A 23633-nucleotide genomic window follows, 5' to 3' on the forward strand; every position below is an offset into this window, starting at 1 on the left:
ACGCCGCAGGTCTCATGCGGGCCCTCGAAGGGCGAGCACCACAGGCGGTCGTTACGGTGGCGCGGGACCAACGCCCAATCAGCTCTTAAACTGATTCAACGCAATCGTGAGGTTGCCTGATGAGCACAACCGTAGTGCCGCTGGCGCCTGAGCTCTGGCCTGAGTTCGAGGACCTTTTTGGCAAGCAGGGCGCCTGTTATGGCTGCTGGTGCACGCATTTCCGGCTGGCGCCGGCGGCGCGGCGCGAGAGCAGCCGTGAACGCAACAAGGACCACATCAAGGCGCGCATCGAGGCCGGCCCCCCGCCCGGCCTGCTGGCTTTCGAGGATGGCAAGGCGGTTGGCTGGATGCAGATCGGGCCACGCGCCGACGTGCCCGAATGGAACAACAAGGGCAGGGGCTCGGCGCCGATCGATCCCGCCGACGCGTCCGATCCGGCCGTCTGGGCGATCTCCTGCTTTTTCATCCGCGCCAAAGCGCGCGGCAGGGGCATCACGCACCGCCTCGTCGAAGGCGGCATCGATTTCGCCCGCAGGAACGGCGCGCGGCTTCTCGAGGCCTGCCCGATCGACCTGTCCCGCGATTCGCGTTCGATCGGCCTGTTTGTCGGCTCATCTGGGGTCTTCGAGAAGGCCGGGTTCGAGAGGCTTGTGGAGCGCAAGGCCGGCCGGCCGCTGATGCGGCTGACATTGTAGGAAAACTTCAGCTTGCAGTTGCATAGTATTTTCTACGGCAAAGTGATTTTGCTCATGAGGAAATTAGGGGAACGGGGCGAAACTGAATCCTTTATTCTGCAGCGGTGCCAGATTGCGCGGCTGGTCGACGATCCATTCGCCGTGGCTGGTGTTGAAGCCGAATGCCTGGCCGTCATCGTCTTGCAGTCGTGATGGTATTTCCCTACCAGAGATACGAAACGAATTTTGCCTTCGACCGAACGGAGAATTCCCGTGAACCGTATGTTGCCAATTGCCTTTACCGCGCTTCTGCTCAGTGCGCCTGCTTTCGGCCAGACCGTCGACAACCAGGGCGCCAAGCAATTGTCCGATGACCTATCCCGCTATGTCGGCAAACAGGCGCTCGATAAGGGTATCCTGAAGGTTTCGGCCGAAGGCGACGCCTACAAGATCGTGTTCGATTTCAAGGCGCTTGCCAGCAGCTTTCCCGACCAGAAGCTGATGAAATTCGACTTTGCGCCCTACGCCCTGCTGGTCAAGCCGCGCAGTGATGGGTCCTGGGATGTCTCGATGGATTTTTCGCAGAGCGCGTCCTTTGAATTCAACGGCCCCCAGGGAAAGCAAAGCACGCGGTTTTCGATCAAGGACGGCAAGGGCAGCGGCGTTTATGACCCCAAGCTGGCAGCCTTCACCAGCGCCACGAGCTCAATTGCCGGGATGACGATGTCGTCGCAGGATAGCAAGCAGCAGATGGAGGCGAGCGCTGGTGCAGGCACCGTGACGCTTTCCGCGACCAAGGCGGCCAATGGCGGCGTCGATTTCACGACATCGCAAAAGATTTCGAACTTCGTCGAAGCGATAAAATTCAATGATCCCGAGAGCGGGCTGAATTTTCCCGTTACCGTGAAGTCGCCGGAATTTTCTGTGAACGCCGGCGGCAAGGGTGTGCAGACCAAGCCTCTGCTCGACCTGCTGGCGTTTGCCGTGGCCAATGAGGACGAGAAGACGCTGAAGGCAAACCAGGCGCAGCTCAAGTCGCTTCTGCTTGCAGCACTTCCCGTGTGGGAGCGTATCGAGGGAACCTATGGCTTCCAGGATTTCGCGGTCGACAGCCCGATCGGCACGTTCGGGGCAACCCAGTTCGGCATAGCGTTCGGTTCCGACGGCGTCGCCCAGAATGGCAAGATCAGCTATGGCATCAAGGCTTCGGGGCTGACCGTGCCGCAGCAGCTCTTGCCGAGCTGGAGCGTGGCGCTGCTGCCCACCGATATCGACCTGAACTTTGGCGGCGCCAACATCGATCTCGACAGCATGGCGAAGAAGGCGATCGAAGCCTTTGACCTCAATCAGAATCCGCCGCTGCCGGCCGAGTTCGGCGACCAGCTCAAAGCCGACTTCCTTGCCAAGACGCCGAAGGTCGTCATCGGCCACAGCACCGTGAAGAACAAGGACATGGAAATCGCGCTGGAAGGCGAGATGACAAGCTTCGGCCAGAAACCTGACGCAAATCTCACTGTCGACGTCGCCGGCTTCGACAAGATCATGGAACATCTGCAGGAAGCAGCGAAGGCGGAGCCGGAGGTCGGGCAGTACGTGCCTGTCGCTCTCATGGCGAAGGGTTTTGCCAAGACGCTGCCGGACGGCAAGCTGGAATGGGTCATCAACACCAAGGCCGACGGCTCGGTCGCCGTCAACGGCGTCATGCTGAAGCCCGCTGACCCAGCGGTGGACGACAGCGTCGACGATGGTGACGGCTCGGACGACGAGAGCGGCGGCAGCGACAATGGTGGCAGCGACAATGGTGGCGGCGACAATGGCGGCAGCGCTAACGGCGGGGCAGGGGCTAAGCTCAATCCTTGAGGGTTTCAGCCCTCGACCAATTCCAGGAAAAGTGTAAAGCGGTTTTCCGCGCGGGAGTGCGTCAAAGCGCCTGAAGTCCCAGCGCGGCCGCGATCTTCGGCGCGGCTTGGTGCCAATCCTGGACGACGATGACATCGTCCGGGACCGACGGCAGGAACGAGCGCAGCGAATTGTCGGCCATCAGGTGGAAAAGATTTGCGTCGGCGACAGATTCCCGCACCGACGCCAGATTGGCCGGTTGGTCGTCGACGAAGACCACCGGCCGCCCGGTCTTGCCGCGCAGCCTGGCCACCGCCGGGCCCTTGGCCATTTCGGTGGTCAGCAGCGGATAGCTTAGCCCGAGGGCGTCGAGATGCGCGCGGCGAACGGCACGATGCCTGTGTGGCATGGCCGTCAGCAATATGATTTCCGCGCGGTCTCCAAGCCCCGTCAAAGCTTTCGCGGCTCCATCGGTGATGCTCTGCCAATCGGCTTGCGCGTCGAAGAAATCACCCAAAAGTGCCGCGACTTCGGGTTGTTCGATCAGCCGGCCGCTGGCCGTTTCGGCAATGTTACCGGTCAGCCGGAAGGATGCCAGCGTCAGGCCATAGCCACGCGCCTTGAGGAAATGCGGGAAAGGGCGGATGAATTCGAGCACCACGTCGTCGACGTCGAGCACGAGCAGCGGCCTGTCGTCAGCCGCCAGTTCCTCGATCTGGCGCGCGGTTTCGGGATCATCGCTCATGTGGAACGCTCGTGATTGTCATCGCCAAGCGGCAAGGCGCGCAACGCCTTGCCGACAGCCGCCGGTGGCGTGCCGGTCTCCTCGGCGAAGCGCATCAAAGTCGGCTCGTGGGCGAGAATGAATTGCAGGACGCCGGCCAGGAAACCCGGCTCGCCGGCCGCCCGGCGGATCGAATGCGCCTCTATTCCGGTGATCGCCAGAAAGCGCGGTAAAAGCTCCGGATCGGCGGCAACGAAGCCCAATGCCTTCACGGCAATGGTTTCGGCCTCTTCGCGCATTGACGCTGCGTTTGCCATCACTACCTTCGGTGTGTGGAATGAGTCTCTCCCGCAGTAATGGCAAGAGTTGGCTGCGGCAAGCCATTAGAGCGCGGCGCGCCTTTTGGATGCGCGGGAGGCGCGGCGGAATTCGTGCTGCTTTGCAGGCTACGGGTTTCCGTTTCGTCAATCATATTGTCGTATCGTGAAGCAGGGTTTGGTGCGTCCAAGGAAAGAGCGCATGACGGCCGCCTCCGGGCGGAGGACGGCCGGGACGGGATTTCGATGCCTAAGAAGGTCATGATCGTCGAGGACAATGAGCTCAATATGAAGCTCTTTCGGGACCTCATCGAAGCAAGCGGTTACGAGACGGTGCGCACCCGCAACGGTCTGGAAGCGCTCGACCTGGCGCGCCAGCACCGGCCGGACCTCATCCTGATGGACATCCAACTGCCAGAAGTGTCGGGGCTGGAAGTGACCAAATGGCTGAAGGAGGACGACGATCTGCACGTCATCCCGGTCATTGCCGTGACTGCCTTCGCGATGAAGGGCGACGAGGAGCGCATCCGCCAGGGCGGCTGCGAGGCCTATATTTCGAAGCCGATCTCGGTGCCGCGCTTCATCGAAACCATCAAATCCTATCTGGGCGATGCCTGATGTTCCCTTCCAGCCGAGCCGGAGCCTTGTGAAATGACCGCGCGGATCCTCGTCGTCGACGACATCCCTGCCAATGTCAGGCTGCTGGAGGTCCGGCTGCTGGCCGAATATTTCGAGGTGCTGACCGCCACCAACGGGCCCGACGCGATCGAGACCTGCGAGAACGGCAAGGTCGACGTCGTGCTGCTCGACGTGATGATGCCCGACATGGACGGGTTCGAGGTCTGCCGGCGGCTGAAGAGTGATCCGGCGACGTCGCACATTCCGGTGGTGATGATCACGGCGCTCGACCAGGTTTCCGATCGCGTGCGCGGGCTGGAGGCCGGCGCCGACGATTTCCTGACCAAGCCGGTCAACGATCTGCAGCTGATGACGCGCGTCAAGAGCCTGGTCCGCCTGAAGTCGTTGACCGACGAGCTTCGGCTGCGCGCCTCGACCACACGCAACATCGGCATCGAAGAACTTTTGAGCCGCAATTTCGCGTCCGAGGACACGACGCCGAAAGTGCTTTTGATCGATGAGCGCAAATCGTCGGTCGAGCGCATCGAGAAGATGTTGCGCGACCGGGCCGACCTCGACGTCACCGGCGATCCGCATGCCGGGTTCTTTCAAGCCGCCGAAACGCCCTATGAATGCGTGATGATCTCGACGGCCTTCGCCGATTTCGATCCGCTCAGGCTCTGCTCGCAATTGCGCTCGCTCGACCGCACCCGTTTCGTGCCGATCATCCTTTTGGCGGAGGAGGGCGAGGAGGAGCGCATCATCCGCGGGCTGGAACTCGGCATCAACGACTATCTGATGCGGCCGATCGACCAGCAGGAACTGACGGCGCGGCTGCGCACCCAGGTGCGCCGCAAGCGCTACAACGACCAATTGCGCGCCAGCGTTACCCAGACCATCGAAATGGCCGTGACCGACGGCCTGACCGGTCTGCACAACCGCCGCTATCTCGACAGCCATCTGCAGACGCTGTTCGACCGCGCCGTGGCGCGGCGCCGGCCGCTGTCGGTGATGATCACGGATCTCGACCGCTTCAAGTCAATCAACGACACGCACGGCCATGACGGCGGCGACGATGTGCTGCGCGAATTCGCACGGCGGCTGCGCAAGAACGTCAGGGGTATCGACCTTGCCTGCCGGTTCGGCGGCGAGGAGTTCGTGGTGGTGATGCCGGACACCGACGGCACCGTGGCCGAGAAAGTGGCCGAGCGCATCCGCGCCGAAATCGCCCAGATGCCGTTCGCCATCGGTGCCGACGGCAAGACGATCGAGGTCACCGTCAGCGTTGGCGTGTCATCGGTGCTGAAGGGCGTGGATACGGTGGCGGCGCTGATGAAGCGCGCCGATCTCGCGCTCTACGAAGCCAAGAGCGGCGGCCGCAACCGCGTCGTTGCCAAGGCGGCCTGAGGGTCCGAGCCTGATTATCCGGTCAAGCCAACAGGGTTACCCATTTACCTTAATCCAAGCGATTCGCGAGCCTTGGTTAAGAAACTGTTGATTTTCAAAAGCTCTTGCGTGAATGTGCAGGCCAAGACGAAGCCGGCACGAGGGTAGATCGCCGGCTCGGTCCCTCAGGAATACCCCATGATGCTCAGGTCCGCCGCATCTCCTGGGTCCGTGGGGTCGGCCGGCCGGCGCTGGCACATAGTGGCCTCCTCGTACCGCTGCCAAACGCCGACCGGCCCCCTTTTCCCGATATGACATTAGGAATCTGCGTCAAGCCCCGGAAGTGCCGGGGCTTTTTTGTGCGCGGCAGGGTCTGAACCTGATTTGTAACGGCTTCAGTTGCACCTCGCGCGCTATCATTTCGCAAGGTCGTGCCTTTCGCTGCCGTTCACAAAAAGTGGAGGAGAGAAGCTACCCCTCCATTTCATAGATATGGCGCACAAGGGGCTTGCGGCAAGACCCGGCTGTTCCCGTAAAACCGCGACCCAGGTCAACGGAAACGGGAGTGGCGAATGCTGGAATTGTTGCCAAGGGGCCAGCTGCCAAGAGGCCAAGTGCGTCGGGACCATGCGGTGGTGATCGCCGGAGGCGGTCCGACCGGGTTGATGTTGGCCGGCGAACTCGCGTTGGCTGGCGTCGATGTGGCCATTGTCGAGCGGCGGCCAAATCAGGAACTCATCGGTTCGCGGGCGGGTGGCCTGCACGCACGCACCATCGAGGTGCTCGACCAGCGCGGAATTGCCGACCGGTTCCTCTCGCAGGGACAGCCTTCGCCGTCCGTGGGATTTCACATGATCCGGTTGGACATCAGCGATTTTCCCACGCGGCACAACTATCTGCTGGCGCTGCGGCAAAACCATATCGAGCGGATATTGGCCGACTGGATCAGCGAGTTGGGGGTGCCGATCTATCGCGGACAGGATGTCACGGGTTTCGCACAGGATGATGGTGGCGTCGACGTCGATCTGTCCGGTGGCCGGTGCCTGAGGGCCCAGTATCTCGTCGGCTGCGACGGCGGACGCAGCATGATCCGCAAGGCGGCGGGCATCGCGTTCGACGGATGGGATCCGACGATGAGCTGGATGATCGCCGAGGTCGAGATGGCGGACGAACCTGTATTGGGTTTTCGCAGCGACGCCTACGGTATTCATGCGATCGGCAAGATTGAGGAAAGTGGCCGGGTGGGTGTCGTGCTGACCGAGAGGCAACTGACCATTGGTGGCGAACCGACGCTGCGCGATCTCAGCGAGGCGCTCGTCGCAGTGTACGGCACCGATTACGGGGTCCACAGTCCGACCTGGATTTCGCGGTTCACCGACATGACGCGCCAGGCTGCCGCCTACCGCGACAGACGTGTGCTGCTGGCCGGTGACGCCGCGCACATCCATCCCCCAATGGGCGGACAGGGCCTCAACATCGGCGTGCAGGACGCGGTCAACCTCGGATGGAAACTGGCACAGGTGGTCAAGCTGGTATCACCGGACAGCCTGCTCGACAGCTACCATGCCGAACGCCATCCGGCCGCCGCCCGCGTGCTGCGCAACGCGCTCGCGCAGGTCGCGCTTCGTCGTATGGATGCACGCACCAAGGCATTGAGCGATACCTTTGCCGAGCTGCTCGCCATGGACGGGCCACGCAAACGGATCGCCGCGGAGATGTCCGGCCTGGGTGCCCACTACGACCTCGGGGAAGGGCACGCGCTGCTTGGGCGGCGCATGCCCGATCTCGACCTGCTCACCGCCAACGGGCCGTTACGGCTGTTTACCTTGCTGCACGACGCGCGGCCGCTGCTCCTCAATTTCGGTGAACCAGGCAGGCTGGACACCGCGCCTTGGCTCGACCGCATCCGGCACATCGATGCCGGGTATGCCGGTGCCTGGGAGCTTCCTGTACTGGGAACGGTCGCTGCACCCGACGCGGTTTTGATCCGGCCCGATGGATACGTGGCCTGGGTCGGACTTGGGACGCAACAGGGCTTGGCCGATGCGCTGACCAGATGGTTCGGACCGGCTGCCGCGGCCGGGTATCCTTTTGAACGCAGCGCGTCATGACCTTCCACAGGCTGAAGACTGGTTGCCTCCTGACAAGCGATTGACAGGAGGGCCCATCTGTGCAGAAATTGGTTGGACCATTGGGCCACTTGGAGGAAGTGTGGACCAGAACAGCCTGCCACCCATTCAGACGACGGCGCGCGACGACGCCGTGCTGAAGGCATTGGTGGGTTTCGTTCGCGCCGAGGCCCTGCAGCCTGGCGAGCGACTGCCGACCGAGCGCATCCTGGCAGAACGGCTCAAGGTCAGCCGCAACACGGTGCGCGAGGCGCTGACGCGGTGGGAAGGATTGGGCCTGGTGGAACGCCGGCAAGGCAGCGGCACCTATCTCAAGGCGGCCGTCTCGCCCGACATGCTGCATCTGCCGCTGACGCTGGCGGGCGGCAATGACTTCACCAGCCTGATGCAGACGCTGGAAATCCGCCGCGCGCTGGAAGCGGAAGCGGCGGCGCTGTGCGCCGAGCGGGCAAGCCCGGCCGACATTGCCGAGATCGAACGCAAGCTCGATATCATGGAGCAGGCGTTTCGCACCCTTGACGGCATGTCGTCGGAAGAGGACTGGGAATTCCACCAGGCGATCTACCGGGTCTCCGGAAATCCGCTGTTCGAACAGATCATCGCCGCCATGCACGAACTGTTCCATCGCTTCTGGGAGCATCCGCTCGGCGTGCGCGATTTCGGCCATGCCAGCTTTCCCTATCACCGCACCATCTACGAATGCATCGCGGCACGCGATCCACGGGGCGCTCGCGCCGAGGCGCTGAAGCTCATCGCCACCGTCGAGGACGACCTGAAGCGCGGTGCGGCCAAACTCAAACTTCGGACCTGAGATGAACGAGCAGCCAGCCGGTTTCGATCAAGACTCTCTCGCCGAGGCGGCGACGCTTTTGGCGCATGACGAGCCGTTCCCAGGCGGCGCCGTCGTGCCGCCGATCTACCAGACCTCGCTGTTCACCTTCGCCAATTATGCCGAAATGGCTGATACGTTTGCCGGCAAACGAAAGCAGCCGATCTATTCGCGCGGCGACAATCCGACGGTCATGGAGTTCGAGGCGCGCGTGGCCGCGCTCGAGGGTGCCGAGGCCGCGCGCGGATTCTCCAGCGGCATGGCGGCGATCAGCGCAACCGTGCTTGCCTTCGTCGGAGCGGGCGAGCGCATCGTTGCGGTGCGCAATTGTTACGGCGATGCCTACCGGCTGTTCGAACGCCTCCTGCCGCGGCTCAACATCAAGGTCGACTATGTCGACGGCTCCGACCCGGATGCGGTCGCGGGGGCATTGCCCGGCGCCAAGCTGCTTTATCTGGAAAGCCCAACCTCGATGGTGTTCGAACTCCAGGACCTGCCGCATCTGACCCGGTTGGCCAAGGAACAGGGCATCGTCACCACCATCGACAATTCCTGGGCGACGCCGGTGTTCCAGAAGCCGATCTCGCACGGCGTCGACCTCGTGCTGCACTCGGCCTCGAAATATCTCGGCGGCCATAGCGACACCGTTGCCGGGGTGGTGGCTGGCTCGGCCGCGCACATCAAGCATATCAACGAACAGACCTATTCCTATCTCGGCGGCAAACTGTCGCCGTTCGAGGCCTGGCTGCTGCTGCGCGGCCTGCGCACGCTGCCGCTGCGCCTGCCGCACCACATGAAGAGCGGGCTTGCCATCGCCGAGCGGCTGAAGGCGCATGGCAATGTCGAGCGGGTCAACCACCCTGTCTATTCGAACCATCCGGGCAAGGCGACGCTTGCCGGCTATGGCGGGTTGTTCTCGTTCGAGGTTACCGAGGATATCGACATTCCCGTCTTCGTCGACGCGTTGAAATATTTCCGCATCGGCGTCAGCTGGGGCGGGCATGAGAGCCTGGTCGTGCCGGCCAAGGCGTCGCTGGAACAGACGCCGGGACTGAATTCGATGGCGCGCTTCGGCGTCAGCCCCCGAACCATCCGCTTCAATGTCGGATTGGAAAGTGTCGAGGATCTCTGGGCGGATGTCGCCCAGGCCTTCGAAAAAGCCAGAAAATAACAAGCGGGTTCAAAATGGGAGTCTTGAACATGAAAAAACTGACCGTCATGCTTGCCACCGTCGCGGGGCTGGCGATTTCCGCCGGAGGCGCGCTGGCCGATTCGACCCTGAAAATGGTCGAGGTGATCACCAGTCCGCCGCGCACCGAATTCCTGAAAAAGCAGATCGCCGAGTTCGAGGCGGCCAATCCTGGGGTCAAGGTCGAGCTCGTCTCGCTGCCCTGGGGCCAGGCCTTCGAAAAATTCCTCACCATGGTGCAGGCCGGCGATACGCCCGATGTGGTCGAGATGCCGGAACGCTGGATGGGGCTTTACGCCAACAACGCCCAACTCGAGGATCTCGGCCCCTATATGGCCAAATGGGACGACGCCAAGACGCTCGGCGACCGCGCCAAGCAGTTCGGCTCGACCGTGAACAACACCCAGTTCATGATCCCCTATGGCTACTATGTGAACGCGCTGTTCTGGAACAAGAAGCTGTTCAAGGAGGCCGGTCTCAACGGCCCGCCGGCAACGCTCGATGATTTCGTCGCCGATTCCAAGAAGATCTCCGCCATCCCTGGAAAGTATGGCTATTGCCTGCGCGGCGGGCCGGGCGCCTTCAACGGCATGCACATGTTCATGAACATCGCTGCCGGCAAGGGCGGCTATTTCAACGAGGACGGCACTTCGACCATCAATGAAGAGGGCTCGGTCAAGGGCCTGCAGATGCTGGCCGACATGTACAAGAACGGTCTTGCGCCGAAGGATTCCGTGAGCTGGGGCTTCAATGAGACCGTCACCGGTTTCTATTCCGGCACCTGCGCCATGCTCAACCAGGATCCGGACGCGTTGCTCGGCATCGCCGACAAGATGAGCGCCGACGACTTCGCCGTGGCGCCGCTGCCGGTCGGACCGAGCGGCAAATCCTACCCAACGCTGGGCTATGCTGGTTGGGCGATGTTCGCCAATTCCCAGCACAAGGACGACGCCTGGAAGCTGATGGCAACGCTGCTTTCGCCAAAGGACAATCTGGAATGGGCCAAGGAAGTCGGCGTCGTGCCGATCCACAAGGGCGCCGAGCAGGATCCCCATTTCAAGACCGAGCAGTTCAAGGGCTGGTTCACGGAGCTGAGCGACAGTTCCAAATATGAAATGGTGACACCGCCCACGCATCTGGAAAACCTCGGCAACTTCGTCGACCAGGTCGCCATCAAGAACTTCCAGGAAGTGCTGCTTGGCCAGAAGACGGCCAAGGACGTCGCCGATCAATGGGCTGCCTTCCTGACCAAGGAACAGCAGGACTGGCTGGCGAAGAACAAGAAGTAAGCGCCTCTTTCCTTCTCCTCGTTCACGGGGAGAAGGTGGCCCGATAGGGCCGGATGAGGGGCAGCGCTGTGTTCTGGGAAGCTGGCGCCGCCCCTCATCCGCCTGCCCGTCCCCCGCAGCAGCTGCGGAGGGTGGGCCGGGATCTTCTCCCCGTAAAACGGGGAGAAGGACGCTTGTCGCCAACGCCGTGCCCCCGGAGGACGTCCACAGCCAATGACCTATGCCGTATCCGAAATTCGATCCGCAGGGCGGCCGCGAAATAAGCGGCTCTCCTACGCGACGATCGAGCCCTGGCTCTATCTCAGCCCGGCGATCATCCTGCTGGTCGTGGTGCTGCTCGTGCCGCTGGTCATCGGCATCAGCTACTCCTTCCGCAAATTCTCGGCCTTCAAATCCGAATATGTCGGGCTCGGGCAGTATCAGGCGATGCTGTCGGATCAGGTGCTGGGTCAGGCGCTGATCAACACGCTGTGGTGGACGGTGACCAGCCTGTTCTTCCAGTTCTTCCTCGGTCTTGGCCTGGCGCTGCTGCTCGACAAGCCGTTTCGGGGCCGCAAGGCGGTGCAGGCGCTGGTCTTCCTGCCTTGGGCGGTGCCATCCTTCCTGTCGGGGCTGACCTGGGCCTGGCTGTTCAACCCGATCGTCGGTCCGCTGCCACACTGGCTGTTCGCCTTGGGGCTGAAAGCCGAACCGACCAACGTTCTCTCCGATCCCTCAACCGCCATGTGGGGGCCGATCATCGCCAATGTCTGGTTCGGCATTCCGTTCTTCGCCATCACGCTACTGGCGGCGCTGAAGTCTATCCCCTCGGAACTGCATGAGGCGGCGGCGATCGACGGCGCTTCGCCGTGGCAGCGCTTCACCAAGGTCACGCTGCCGTTCCTGGCGCCGACCATCGCCATCACGGTGATGTTGCGCACCATCTGGATCGCCACCTTCGCCGACCTGATCTTCGTCATGACCGAGGGCGGACCGGCCGGCTCGACCAACACGGTTCCGGTCTACATCTATGTCAGCGCCTTCAAGTCGTTGGACAAGGGCTATGCCTCGGCTGTGGCCGTGCTGCTGCTCGTCCTGCTTATCGCCTATGCGATCGTGCTGATCGCCATCCGCCGCTCGCTTGTGAGACACGCCTGATGATCGCTGGACGCTCAGCCCCGCAGCGCTTCTTCGGCGGCATCGGCCTGTACGCCGCGATCACCGCCTATGTGGTCTTCGCTCTGTTCCCGATCTACTGGACGCTGAAGATCTCGGTCACGCCGGAGCGGCTGCTCTATTCCGAAGGCATCACATTCTGGCCGTCGCACATGACGCTACAGAACTTCGTCACCGTACTCGAAGCCTCCGACTTTCCACGCTATTTCCTCAACAGCGTCATCGTCTCGGTGTCGACGGCGGCCCTGGTAACGGTCATCGCCACGCTCGCCGGCTACGCCATGTCGCGCTTCACCTTTCGCGGCAAGGCTGCACTGGCGCTGTTGCTCCTTTTGACCCAGACCTTTCCGCTGGTGATGGTCATTCCGCCGATCTACCGCGTGATGGGTCAGATCGGCCTGATCAACAGCCTGACCGGGCTGATCATCATCTACACCGCCTTCAACACCGCCTTCGCCACCTTCCTGATGCAGTCCTTCTTCGATGGCATCCCGAAGGATCTGGAGGAGGCGGCGATGATCGACGGCTGCACCCGCGCGCAGGCAATGCGCCGGGTGATCGTGCCGCTGACGCTGCCCGGCATGGGCGCGACGCTGGGCTTCGTCTTCACCGCCGCATGGAGCGAACTGTTGTTCGCGCTGATGTTGATTTCCAGCGACGACCAGAAGACCTTCGCCGTCGGCCTGCTCACCTTCATCGGCAAGTTCGCCGTCGATTGGGGGCAGATGATGGCGGCGTCGATCCTGGCGCTGATCCCGGTCTGCATCTTCTTCGCCTTCCTGCAACGCTATCTCGTCACCGGCCTGACCGCCGGCGCCGTCAAAGGATAGATCGATGGCCTCTGTTACACTCGAAAAGGTTCGTAAGGACTACGGCGCCGTGCGCGTCCTGCACGCGGTCGATCTTGAGATCGCCGATGGCGAGTTCGTTGTGCTGGTCGGACCGTCCGGCTGCGGCAAGTCCACGCTTTTGCGCATGATCGCAGGGCTCGAGGAAGCCTCCGGCGGCGAAATCCGCATCGGCGAGCGGCTGGTCAACGACGTGGCGCCCAAGGACCGCGACATCGCCATGGTGTTCCAGTCCTACGCGCTCTATCCGCATATGGATGTGTCGAAGAACATGGGCTTCAGCCTGATGCTGCGAAAGGCCGAGAAGCCGGCGATCGATGCGCGCGTCGATGGTGCTGCCAAGCGGCTGGGGCTCGATACGTTCCTGCAACGCTTGCCCAGGCAATTGTCCGGCGGCCAGCGCCAGCGCGTCGCCATGGGCCGTGCCATCGTGCGCGATCCCAAGGTTTTTCTCTTCGACGAGCCACTGTCGAACCTCGACGCCAAATTGCGCGTCCATATGCGCGCCGAGATCAAGGCACTGCACCAGCAGTTGAAGACCACTTCTGTCTACGTCACCCACGACCAGATCGAGGCGATGACCATGGCCGATCGCATCGTCGTCATGCATGACGGGCTGATCCAGCAAGTCGGCGCGCCGCTCGATCTCTATGACAGGCCGGCCAATATATTCGTCGCCGGCTTCATCGGCTCGCCTGGGATGAATTTCCTGCCGGCGGCGGTGAAGAAGGGCGGCAAGGTGGACGCCGTGTTGTCCGATGGCCAGAAGCTTCGGCTACCGGACGGCCTGCCGCTCAGGGATGGCGACGTCATCACCGTCGGCCTGCGCCCCGAGCATATCCGGCTGGCCGATGACGGCCCCCTGCAAGGCGAAGTGGGCGTGGTGGAGCCGCTCGGCCTGTCGACGCAGTTCTATGTCAAACTGGCCGGCCAGCAGCTTTGCGTCTTTGCCATGGGCCGCGCGGGCGTGAAGCCCGGCGACATGGTGCGGCTTGCGGCCGATCCCACGTCGCTGCATTTGTTCGATCCGAAAAGTGGCGATCGCATCGGCTGAATGAATTCATCCAGGGCTGAGGGAACTCAGCCCGGAGCCTTCCGCCTTGTAAACGAAAAACGCCGCCCGATGGGCGGCGTTTCGGCATTCCAGAGGAAAAACCCAGATTACTTGATCTTGGTTTCCTTGAATTCGACGTGCTTCTTGGCGACCGGGTCGTACTTGCGGAACGACAGCTTGTCGGTCTTGGTGCGGCTGTTCTTGCTGGTGACGTAGAAGAAACCGGTGTCGGCGGTCGACAGAAGCTTGATCTTGATGTTTGCGGCTTTGGCCATGATCTCAGTCCGTTATGTTCGTGGAGTTTTGGCCGCTGGAGCACGGGAAAACACCCGGACGCGGGAAACTTGGCGCGACACATAAAGAACGTGCCTGGAAAGTCAAGCCCGGCGGACGTGATGTGTCCCGCCCAAGCTGCACTGTATGCATATAATCAGGCGTTTTCCACCTCTGATACCGCAACCTTCTTCCAGTCTCCGGTCGTGTTCCACCAGCGATTCGGATTGGCGCGGTCGTCCGGACCCTTGGAGCGGCTGGCAAGGATCGGCTGGATGCGGATCACCGGCTCCTGATAGGAATGCGCCTGGAAAATCGCCTCGACGACGCGGGCCGCCAGCGCCTGGTCATCGGGCAATTCGAATGAAACCTCGACCGTGCCCGGGCGGCGGCGCAATTCGGTTTCGGCGCCGGCCGCGGCCCCTTCAAGCGGCCTGTAGCGTTCGATGCCGTGCGCCGACTGGTAGGCGTTGCGGTCATACTTGCCCATGGCCAGCGGTGCGATCGCAACGACCGCGTCCATGATGCGGTCGACATCGGCAGCCGGAGCCTGGAAGCTGACGAGCAGCAGGAGCGTCATTCGCAGCGAAGTGGTTTCAAAGCCGCTGTCGATCATCGGAGTGTCCTCGGTTCAGGGTGTTTTAGGACACCCTTTTAACCGGTAGCTGCTGACACGGTTCTGTCAGCAGCCTGCCGCTGCACCGTGCCGATAAACGATCGGTTGGGCTCTACAGGAGTATCTTGCGGACGAGCCGGAAGCAGACCAGGGCGATGTAGGCGGCGAAGAACAGGCCGAGCGACCAGCCAAAACCGGAGGGCCCGAAACTGTCCATGCCGATGCCGATCGCCTGCGGACCAAGCACCATGCCGACGCCATAGCAGAGCACGAAAGCGGCATTCGCCGACGCCAGTTCGTGGCCGGAAAGCTGCGAACCGAGATGGGCAAGGCCAATCGTGTACATGGCCGCGACGACACCGCCCCAGACGAAAAGCAGCGCGGCCATCAGGTGCCAGTTCGCGGCAAAGAACGGCATGAACATCGTGCCGGCGAGACCGACCGTGGCGCAGGCGAGCAGCAGATAGCGCCGGTCCGTGACGCGGTCGCTGATCATGCCGATCGGGATCTGCAACAGCACGTTGCCGAGGCCGATCATGGTCAGCAGCAGCGCCGCGTCGGCCTCGGAGTAACCGATGCGGTTGCCATAGATCGGAAACAGCGCGAAGCCGCCGGTCTCGACAGCACCGAACACAAGCACGGCGAAAGTCGCGGTCGGCACCAGCCAGATATAGCGCAGGAAATGGCTGGTTTCGCTGTCGGCCACGATGGTGGGGCTTTCGTTGCGCGCGGCCAGCACCGGTATCGCGGCGAACGTCACCAGGGCGATGATGACGCCGAACGGCCTGAAGCCGGAACTGCCGAGATGGGCGAACAGCCACGGCCCCGCGGCAAAACCGAGCGACAGGACGGTGGCATAGATGCCAAGCACAAGGCCGCGTCGGTGTGGCGGCGCCGACGTGCTGATCCAGAATTCGGACAGGATGAACAGCACGGTCAGCGCGATGTGCAGCACGATGCGCAGGGGAAACCACATCCAGAAATCAGGCGCGAAATGGAAACCGACGAAGGCCAGCGCGCCGGCGGCGATCATGGCGATCATCGTCCAGGCGACGCCGAAGCGCATGGCGAGCGGCGTGGCCAGTGGCGCCCCGGCGATCGAGGCCAGGCCGGCAACGGCCGTGTTGAGGCCGATCATCGAGGCAGAATGGCCGCGTGTTTCCAGGATGACGCTGAGCAGCGGCATGCCAAGGCCAATGGCGATACCGACGACGCTGATCGACGAAATCGCCGCCACCATCGGCAGCCAGTGTACGCGTTCGTCGCCCTTTGGTTGGGTATCGACCGTCATGAGATGCTGAATACTCTGTCTGTTTGATCTTACGCAATTCCGGACGGAAAACCGCGTCACACTTTTCCTGGAATTGCTCTAGAGAAGTTCGCGGGTGAAGCGGTTGCGGACAAGCCTGTAGAAGGGGACAGGGCCGCCCGGACGCAGCAGTGGATCATTGGCGAGCCGCTTTTCAAGCTCGTCCAGGATCATTCGGGTGATGTCGGGTATATCAGCCTGCTTGGCCTTGGCGAGCGGCAGCCAGACCAATTCCTCCAGTTCGTTGGTCGGGCCGCCATCGGCCAATTCGACGGCGACGTCGCCACGCCAGGCGCTGAAGAAGCGGGTGTCGAAGCGGCGCACCCGGTTCGGCGGTGTGATGGCGCGCGCGACGAAGCGCAACGCCTCCAGCGACGGCGCCACGCCATGTTCGACGAAACCCTGCCAATCGCGCCTGGTCGTGGCAAAGGCGCCTTTGCGGCCGATCAGCAACCCGGCTTCCTCGTAGGTCTCGCGGACCGCCGACAAAGCGATGGCACGGGCGCGGGCGTGGCTGGTGCGGCCGGGGCCGGCGGTCAGCTTGGCTTCTTCGTGCTGGTTAAGTGTGGTCGCCGTCGGGATGCGGCTGTCGGCAGGGTCGGTGCGGCCGCCCGGGAAGACGAATTTCCCTGGCATGAAAGCGTGTCCGGCATGGCGGCGTCCCATCAGCACCAGGACGTCGTCGCCCTTGCGGTCGAGCAGGATGAGCGTCGCGGCGTCACGCGGACGCAGGGGCCAGCCGCCATGCGTGGCAAGACCCTTGTCGAGCTTGTCGGCATCCGCCTTGGTCATTGCTTCCATGCGCAGGACCTAGCGGAAACTTCTTGCATGCGAAAGTAGCCCTAACGATTGGCATGTTGCGCCAGCCAACATTTCAGGCCCCGGGATGCGGCTCGATCACACCCTTTTCGCCACCAAACCCGTGCATATAGAACGCCCATTGCAATCCGATGACGGCGCCTTTGACTGGCTGCAGCAGCGCGACCGACAGAAGGATGGTCAAGGGCACCCAGATGAGGATGTGCTGCCCGGTGGACAAGGTCGAGGTCGCCTCGACACCCATGAAGGCGCCGAGCACGATGTGGCCGACGATGACGATGACGAGATAGGCGGGCAAATCGTCGGCGCGATGGTGATGAATCTCCTCGCCGCAGACGCTGCAGGTTTCGACGGTCTTGGTGAAGCCGCGGAAGAGCTTGCCTTCGCCGCAATTCGGGCAGCGGCCCAAGAGGCCCCGCTTCATCGCCGTCCACAATGGGCGGGCAATCCGGCCCGAGTGATGTTCGCCGCCAAAAACCTGTTGTTCCATCATCGTCTCCTGCCGCGCGGCCCCGGTCGCGATTGCGACGCACGGGCGCGGCCCTTGGCCTTGTGAAACGACCTGCTGGAGCCTGGCAGGGGCTTTGGGTCGGTCAACATCTCGAAGCGCATCGCTCCGGCCATCGGCGCCACCTCGACGAGCCGGACCTCGACACGGTCAGCGAGCTGGTAGCCTTTGCCCGAGCGTTCTCCGAACAGGGAGCGAGCCGTTTCGTCGTATATGTAGTAATCGCCGCCCAGAGTTGACACAGGAATGAAACCATCGGCGCCATACTGCGGCAATTGGACAAAAAGTCCTGATTTGGTGACGCCGGAGATACGGGCATCGAAGCGGTCGTTGATGCGCTCGGCGAGATAGGCGGAGATCAGCCGATCGACAGTGTCGCGCTCGGCAGCCATTGCGCGCCGTTCCGTGCCGGAGATCAACACCGCAACGTCTTCGAGGCGAACCTCCTCATCTTGCGTCAGCCCTCCGGGACCAAGACCGAGCGCGGCAATAAGCCCGCGATGCACGATCAGATCGGCATACCTGCGGATCGGCGAGGTGAAATGCGCATAGCGGCTGAGGTTGAGGCCGAAATGGCCGATGTTCTTGGGTGAATATTCGGCCTGGCTCTGCGAGCGCAGCACCACCTCGTTGACCAGCGCCTCGTTGTCGGCGCCGCGTACGCGCTCCAGAATGCCGTTGAACTGGCTGGGCCGCATCTGCGCACCACGCGCCAATGACAGGCTAAGCGTCTGCAGGAATTCGCGCAGCGATTCCTGCTTGGCCAGCGACGGGGCGTCGTGAATGCGATAGACCAGCGCCTGCTTCTTGCCCTCCAGCGTTTCGGCCGCGGCGACGTTGGCCTGGATCATGAACTCTTCGATCAGCTTGTGGGCGTCGAGCCGCTCCGGCACGATGACGCGGTCGACCGTGCCGTCCGGCTTGAGCAGGATCTTGCGCTCCGGCAGGTCGAGCTCGAGCGGCTGGCGGCTGTCGCGGCCGCGCTTGAGGATCGCGTAGGCGTCCCACAGCGGCCTCAGCACGGTGTCGAGGATCGGGCCCGTCTTGTCGTCCGGCACGCCGTCGATCGCCGACTGGGCTTGGCTGTAGGCGAGCTTGGCCGCCGACTTCATCATGACGCGGTGGAAGGAATGCCTGATCTTGCGGCCATCGGCGGAGAAGGTCATGCGCACCGCCAGCGCCGGACGATCCTGGCCCTCGCGCAGCGAGCAGAGATCGTTGGAGATGCGCTCGGGCAGCATCGGCACGACGCGATCCGGGAAATAGACCGAATTGCCGCGCTTCATGGCCTCGCGGTCGAGAGCCGTGCCGTAGCGGACATAGGCGGCGACATCGGCGATCGCGACGGTGGCGATAAAGCCGCCGAGATTTTTCTCGTCGATGTCAGGCGTGGCGAACACCGCGTCGTCATGGTCCTTGGCGTCGGCCGGATCGATGGTGATCAGCGGCAGGTCGCGCCAGTCCTCGCGATGGGCAAGCGTCGCCGGCTTCACCGCCTCGGATTCGGCAATGACATCGGCTGGAAAAATGTGCGGAATGTCGTGCGCATGAATGGCGATCATCGAGACCGCCTTTTCGCTGGTCAGCGAACCCAGCACGTTGAGCACCTTGGCGCGCGGCAGCCCGTAGCGGGAGGCGCGCGCGGGCTCGACCTCGACAAGATCGCCATTTTTGGCGCCGTTCTGGAATTCCTTGTCGACGATCAGCTCAGGCTGGCGCCGTTCCACCGGTTCGATGCGGAAGCTGCCGTCCTGAAGCACACGGAAGACACCGAGGACGGCATCCGTGCGCTTCTCGAAGATCTTCATCACCCGGCCGGTATAGGCAGGCCCCGACGGATCGTCGGTCGGAAACGTCTTGGCCAGCACGCGGTCGCCAATGCCTGGCGCTGGTCCGCTGCCCCCACGCGAAACGCGGATCGAGACCACGGGAGGCTCGCCCGGGCCGACCGCCTCGGTCGGGTGCGCCAGCAAGATACCATCGCCATCGCGGCCAAAGATGTCGAGCACGGCGACATGGGGCAGGGTGCCGACCCGGGCCAGCCGCTTGCGCTCCTTGGTCAGAACGCCTTCGTCCTGCAGATCGCGCAGGAGATCCTTCAGCCAGACGCGGTCATCGCCGCGCAGTGCGAACGCCTTGGCGATGTCGCGCTTTCCGGCGCGATCCGGGTTTTCGGCGATGTAGCGCAGGATTTCGTCACGCGAGGGCCGGTAGTTGTCCTTGACCTTGGCCCGGGTGTCGGCGGTGCGGGGATCGCCGTGGCTTCTTCCGGTGATCCTGCGCGCCACGCGTTCTACCCTTTTTTCTTCGCGGCCGGCTTCTTGGCGGCTGCCTTCTTGGTTGTGGTTTTCTTGGTTGTGGGGGCCTTGGCCGCCGCAGCCTTGCGGAACGGTTTCTTGCCGCCGCCCTTGGCTTCCTTCTCGGCTATCAGCGCCAGCGCATCCTCGATGGTCACCGATTGCGGATCCTTGCCCTTGGGCAGCGTGGCGTTGACCTTTCCGAAATTGACGTAAGGTCCGTATTTGCCGTCGCGCACGACGATCTTGCCGCCGCCGTCCGGATGGTCGCCGAGCTCCTTCAGGGCTGCCGGCGTGCCGCCGTTGCGGCCGCCCTTGCCCTTGGACTGCTTCTCGGCAATCACGGTGACGGCGCGGTTGAGGCCGATCGAGAACACGTCCTCGATGCTGTCCAGATTGGCGTAGGTGCCATCGTGCAGCACGAACGGGCCATAGCGGCCGAGCCCCGCCGAGATCATCTTGCCGGATTCGGGATGTTTGCCCACGTCGCGCGGCAGCCCCAGCAAGGCGAGCGCCTTTTCGTGATCGATGGATTCAGGCGTCCAGCCCTTGGGCAGGCTCGAGCGCTTGGCTTCCTTGCCCTCGCCGCGCTGGATATAGGGGCCGAAACGGCCTGAGCGCAGCGTGATTTCCTCCGCGGTGTAAGGATCCTTGCCGAGGATCTTGGTGCCGTCCTCGCCACCGCCATTCTCCCCGTTGGGATTGGCGGCGTCGCCGAGCTGGCGGGTGAACGAGCATTCGGGATAGTTCGAGCAGCCGACGAAAGCGCCGAACTTGCCGAGCTTCAGCGACAGATTGCCGGTGCCGCATTTCGGACAGATGCGCGGATTGGAGCCGTCCTCGCGGGCGGGGAAAACCAGCGGCGCCAGTTCCTCGTTCAGCGCATCGAGCACATCAGTGACGCGCAATTCCTTGATGTCGGCGACGGCGCCGGAAAAATCCTTCCAGAAATCGCGCAGCACGTCCTTCCAGGCGAGCTTGCCGTCGGAAATCTCGTCGAGCTTTTCCTCCAGCGATGCGGTGAAGTCGTACTCGACATAGCGCTCGAAGAAGCTTTCCAGGAAGGCCGACAGCAGGCGGCCCTTGGCCTGCGGCACCAGCCGGCGCTTGTCAATCGTGACATAGTCGCGGTCCTCGAGCGTCTTCAGGATCGCCGTGTAGGTCGAGGGACGGCCGATGCCGAGTTCTTCCAGCTTTTTGATCAGCGACGCCTCGGAATAGCGCGGCGGCGGCTCGGTCGTGTGCTGGGTGGCATTGATTGCACGGCGGGCGAGCTGCTCGCCGGCGCGGATTTCCGGCAGACGGCGGTTTTCCTCGTCTTCCGTGTCGTCGTCCTTCTGGTCGGTATAGGCGGCTATGAAGCCGTCGAAGCGGACGACCGAGCCAACGGCGCGAAGCTCGGCCGTGCGGGCGCCATTCAGCGCCTCGATCTCGACAGTGGTGCGCTCGATCTCGGCCGACTGCATCTGGCTGGCGATGGCGCGCTTCCAGATCAGCTCATAGAGCCGTGCCTGGTCGGCATCGAGATATTGCCGGACCGACGCCGGGGTGCGCATGAAATCCGTCGGGCGGATGGCCTCGTGTGCTTCCTGGGCGTTCTTGGCCTTAGTGGTGTACTGGCGCGGCTTTTCCGGCAAGTATTTCGGGCCGAATTCCTTTGCGACCGCATCGCGAGCGGCGTCGATCGCCTCGGGCGCCATCTGCACGCCGTCGGTTCGCATATAGGTGATCAGGCCGGTGGTTTCGCCACCGATCTCCATGCCCTCATAGAGCCGCTGCGCCACCTGCATGGTGCGCGTGGCCGAGAAGCCGAGACCCGACGAGGCTGCCTGCTGCAACGTCGAGGTGGTGAAGGGCGGGCCGGGGTTGCGCTTGGTCGGCTTGGCTTCGACGGACAGCGCCTTGAAGGTAGCACCCTCGAGCATTGCCTTGATGTCGTCGGCCTGCGCCTTATTGGAAATGTCGAGCTTTTGCAGCTTCTTGCGCTCGAATGCGGTCAGGCGAGCTTCGAAGGTCTCGTTGCGCGGTGTGCCGAGGATGGCAGCGATCTGCCAGTATTCCTCGCGGATGAAGCGCTCGATTTCGGATTCGCGGTCGCAGACCAGGCGCAGCGCCACGGACTGGACGCGACCGGCCGAACGGGCGCCCGGCAATTTGCGCCACAGCACCGGCGACAGCGTGAAGCCGACGAGGTAATCGAGTGCCCGGCGGGCGAGATAGGCGTCGACCAGCGGCGCATCAATCTGGCGCGGATTGGCCATCGCCTCCAGCACCGACGATTTGGTGATGGCGTTGAAGACGACGCGGCTGACTGGCTTGTCCTTCAGCGCGCGCTTCTGCTTCAGGACTTCCAGCACGTGCCAGGAGATCGCTTCGCCTTCGCGATCCGGGTCGGTGGCGAGGATCAGGCCGTCGGCATCCTTGACCGCCTTGGCGATATCGGCGAGACGCTTGCCGGACGCGGTGTCGACCGCCCAGGACATGGCGAAATCTTCATCCGGACGCACCGAGCCATCCTTGGCCGGCAAATCGCGGACATGGCCGAACGAGGCCAGAACCTTGTAGTTCCTGCCCAGGTATTTGTTAATTGTCTTCGCTTTGGCCGGCGATTCGACGACGACGACGTCCATGAGGTCTCATATCAGCTGTGATGCGGCAGAAGAATTCCGCTGCGCGCGACGAAATCTCGGTTCTGTTCGTCGCTCACATGGCCGCGCTTTTGCATCCGGTCAAGGGGAAGGGGCCAAATTGCAGAGGTGCCGGCAGCAATACACTCTTAGAGTGTATGGAGAAAATCACAGAATTTCGGTCAAGGCGACGGCGGTCGGGAGTCGGCGGAAACGGCCGCTTCAAACTCCGGGCGAGTCGTGGAAAGCCGTTCGCTCGCCTGCCGTCGATCGATGCTGGCCGCCGGCTGAACAGAGGAATGCGGCGAGCAGCTTGCCCGCCCGCGGGCAGGGAGCAGGGGCAGGCCTAATCGGCCTTGACGACGTGCCAGACACCGGCGACGCCATCACCGCTCATGTCGCCGGTCTTCTTGTCCTTGATGAAGGTGTAGACGGGCTTGCCGTCATAGGCCCACATCTTGGTGCCGTCGGTGCGATCGACAACGCTCCATTCGTCGCCGGCCTTGGCGCCGGCCTTCGCCTTCAGCGGCGGCCAATTGGTGGCGCATTTGTCGTAGCAATTGCTCTTGCCTTTCTCGTCCTTGTCATAGGTGTAAAGCGTCATGCCTTTGGCATCGGTATAAATCCTGGTGCCGCCGACATCGGCTTCCTTCCACGCCTCTGCGGCAAAGGAGGCGGCGGTGCTGAGCAGAAGCGCGGCCAGCGCTGCGGTTGTCGTTTTCATGGAAATCTCCGTGGCTGTTATTCGCAGGCGCGCGGAAAGTCGCGGCCTCGTTGTGTCAACGCCCTGCGCATGTGCTTTCTTCCCCGGCCCGCGATGACTTGCCTCACGATGGTGATTGGCGGACAAACCCGTGTGCAGCTATATCGTCGCCAAACAGTCGGAGCTTTGAAATGGCATTGGATATCGGCTATGTCAGCGCGGTCGGGGCGGGGGCCATCTCGTTTCTGTCGCCATGCGTGCTGCCGCTGGTGCCGCCCTATCTCTGCTACATGGCCGGCGTGTCGGTCGACGATTTTCGCGGCAATGCGGGCGCGACGGCCCGCGAAGGCGCGCGCGGCGCGCTGCTTTATTCCTCGATCGCCTTCGTGCTCGGTTTTTCGACCGTGTTCGTCGCGCTCGGTGCCGGCGC

23 protein-coding genes are annotated in these 23633 nt (G+C 62.9%); 13 read left to right on the top strand and 10 right to left on the bottom strand.

Annotation, left to right across the window (positions count from 1 at the left end; all coding sequences use genetic code 11):
• Window positions 1–119: 119 nt before the first annotated feature.
• From O7A61_RS20395 to O7A61_RS20405, 3 genes are all read left to right on the top strand, one after another.
• Window positions 120–695 carry a GNAT family N-acetyltransferase gene (locus O7A61_RS20395; RefSeq protein ID WP_337131339.1) on the top strand — a complete coding sequence of 192 codons (576 nt, stop codon included), beginning with the start codon at window positions 120–122 and terminating at the stop codon, window positions 693–695.
• Between the two features lie 12 nt (window positions 696–707).
• A complete protein-coding gene (locus O7A61_RS20400; RefSeq protein ID WP_337131340.1) occupies window positions 708–887 on the top strand; it encodes a hypothetical protein in 180 nt (59 codons plus the stop codon).
• A gap of 69 nt (window positions 888–956) precedes the next feature.
• Window positions 957–2534 (top strand): hypothetical protein, encoded by a 1578-nt coding sequence (locus O7A61_RS20405; RefSeq protein ID WP_337131357.1) that lies wholly within the window; start codon window positions 957–959, stop codon window positions 2532–2534.
• A 61-nt stretch (window positions 2535–2595) separates the two neighbouring features.
• Here the strand turns inward: O7A61_RS20405 and O7A61_RS20410 are convergent, their stop codons facing one another.
• Both O7A61_RS20410 and O7A61_RS20415 read right to left on the bottom strand, forming a co-directional pair.
• Entirely contained in the window at window positions 2596–3258 is a 663-nt protein-coding gene (locus tag O7A61_RS20410) for a hypothetical protein (protein ID WP_027144984.1), read from the bottom strand.
• Entirely contained in the window at window positions 3255–3554 is a 300-nt protein-coding gene (locus tag O7A61_RS20415; RefSeq protein ID WP_027144983.1) for a DUF3572 domain-containing protein, read from the bottom strand. Before O7A61_RS20415 ends, O7A61_RS20410 begins: the two co-directional genes overlap by 4 nt.
• A 246-nt stretch (window positions 3555–3800) precedes the next feature.
• On the opposite strand from O7A61_RS20415, the gene O7A61_RS20420 reads away from it, so the two are divergent.
• The 9 genes from O7A61_RS20420 (at window position 3801) to O7A61_RS20460 (ending at window position 14051) form a co-directional block, all read left to right on the top strand.
• Window positions 3801–4172 carry a response regulator gene (locus tag O7A61_RS20420; RefSeq protein WP_006334976.1) on the top strand — a complete coding sequence of 124 codons (372 nt, stop codon included), beginning with the start codon at window positions 3801–3803 and terminating at the stop codon, window positions 4170–4172.
• 33 nt (window positions 4173–4205) lie between these two features.
• Window positions 4206–5579, top strand: a complete 1374-nt coding sequence (locus O7A61_RS20425; protein WP_337131342.1) for a PleD family two-component system response regulator — start codon at window positions 4206–4208, stop codon at window positions 5577–5579.
• A 551-nt stretch (window positions 5580–6130) separates the two neighbouring features.
• Entirely contained in the window at window positions 6131–7669 is a 1539-nt protein-coding gene (locus tag O7A61_RS20430; protein WP_337131343.1) for an FAD-dependent monooxygenase, read from the top strand.
• A 100-nt stretch (window positions 7670–7769) separates the two neighbouring features.
• Window positions 7770–8498, top strand: a complete 729-nt coding sequence (locus tag O7A61_RS20435; RefSeq protein WP_140770827.1) for a FadR/GntR family transcriptional regulator — start codon at window positions 7770–7772, stop codon at window positions 8496–8498.
• Window position 8499: 1 nt separating this feature from the next.
• A complete protein-coding gene (locus tag O7A61_RS20440; RefSeq protein ID WP_337131344.1) occupies window positions 8500–9687 on the top strand; it encodes a PLP-dependent transferase in 1188 nt (395 codons plus the stop codon).
• 29 nt (window positions 9688–9716) lie between these two features.
• Complete coding sequence (locus O7A61_RS20445; RefSeq protein ID WP_337131345.1) at window positions 9717–10994, top strand: ABC transporter substrate-binding protein; 1278 nt, start codon at window positions 9717–9719, stop codon at window positions 10992–10994.
• A 213-nt stretch (window positions 10995–11207) separates the two neighbouring features.
• Window positions 11208–12131, top strand: a complete 924-nt coding sequence (locus tag O7A61_RS20450; RefSeq protein WP_337131346.1) for a carbohydrate ABC transporter permease — start codon at window positions 11208–11210, stop codon at window positions 12129–12131.
• On the top strand, window positions 12131–12979 hold the full coding sequence (locus O7A61_RS20455; protein ID WP_337131347.1) for a carbohydrate ABC transporter permease: 849 nt from the start codon (window positions 12131–12133) through the stop codon (window positions 12977–12979). The genes O7A61_RS20450 and O7A61_RS20455 overlap by 1 nt, the downstream gene beginning before the upstream one ends.
• Before the next feature lie 4 nt (window positions 12980–12983).
• A complete protein-coding gene (locus tag O7A61_RS20460) occupies window positions 12984–14051 on the top strand; it encodes an ABC transporter ATP-binding protein (protein WP_337131348.1) in 1068 nt (355 codons plus the stop codon).
• Between the two features lie 107 nt (window positions 14052–14158).
• On the opposite strand, the gene rpmG is transcribed toward O7A61_RS20460, so the two are convergent.
• The 8 genes from rpmG to O7A61_RS20500 form a co-directional block, all read right to left on the bottom strand.
• Window positions 14159–14326 (bottom strand): 50S ribosomal protein L33, encoded by a 168-nt coding sequence (gene rpmG, locus O7A61_RS20465; protein WP_006201775.1) that lies wholly within the window; start codon window positions 14324–14326, stop codon window positions 14159–14161.
• A gap of 155 nt (window positions 14327–14481) precedes the next feature.
• Window positions 14482–14940, bottom strand: a complete 459-nt coding sequence (locus O7A61_RS20470) for a hypothetical protein (RefSeq protein WP_337131349.1) — start codon at window positions 14938–14940, stop codon at window positions 14482–14484.
• Window positions 14941–15052: 112 nt separating this feature from the next.
• Window positions 15053–16231 carry an MFS transporter gene (locus O7A61_RS20475; RefSeq protein ID WP_337131350.1) on the bottom strand — a complete coding sequence of 393 codons (1179 nt, stop codon included), beginning with the start codon at window positions 16229–16231 and terminating at the stop codon, window positions 15053–15055.
• Between the two features lie 78 nt (window positions 16232–16309).
• Window positions 16310–17050, bottom strand: a complete 741-nt coding sequence (locus tag O7A61_RS20480) for an NUDIX hydrolase (protein WP_337131351.1) — start codon at window positions 17048–17050, stop codon at window positions 16310–16312.
• Window positions 17051–17123: 73 nt separating this feature from the next.
• Entirely contained in the window at window positions 17124–17558 is a 435-nt protein-coding gene (locus tag O7A61_RS20485; protein WP_337131352.1) for a DUF983 domain-containing protein, read from the bottom strand.
• Complete coding sequence (gene rnr, locus O7A61_RS20490) at window positions 17558–19864, bottom strand: ribonuclease R (protein ID WP_337131353.1); 2307 nt, start codon at window positions 19862–19864, stop codon at window positions 17558–17560. Before rnr ends, O7A61_RS20485 begins: the two co-directional genes overlap by 1 nt.
• A 5-nt stretch (window positions 19865–19869) precedes the next feature.
• Window positions 19870–22503, bottom strand: a complete 2634-nt coding sequence (topA, locus tag O7A61_RS20495; protein WP_337131354.1) for a type I DNA topoisomerase — start codon at window positions 22501–22503, stop codon at window positions 19870–19872.
• A 343-nt stretch (window positions 22504–22846) separates the two neighbouring features.
• On the bottom strand, window positions 22847–23224 hold the full coding sequence (locus O7A61_RS20500; protein WP_337131355.1) for a COG4315 family predicted lipoprotein: 378 nt from the start codon (window positions 23222–23224) through the stop codon (window positions 22847–22849).
• Window positions 23225–23394: 170 nt separating this feature from the next.
• Between O7A61_RS20500 and O7A61_RS20505 the strand changes: the two genes are divergently transcribed.
• A partial coding sequence (locus O7A61_RS20505; protein WP_337131356.1) for a cytochrome c biogenesis CcdA family protein occupies window positions 23395–23633 on the top strand: 239 nt, incomplete at its 3' end.

This window comes from Mesorhizobium sp. Cs1321R2N1, assembly GCF_037179725.1.
Lineage (GTDB): Bacteria > Pseudomonadota > Alphaproteobacteria > Rhizobiales > Rhizobiaceae > Mesorhizobium > Mesorhizobium salmacidum.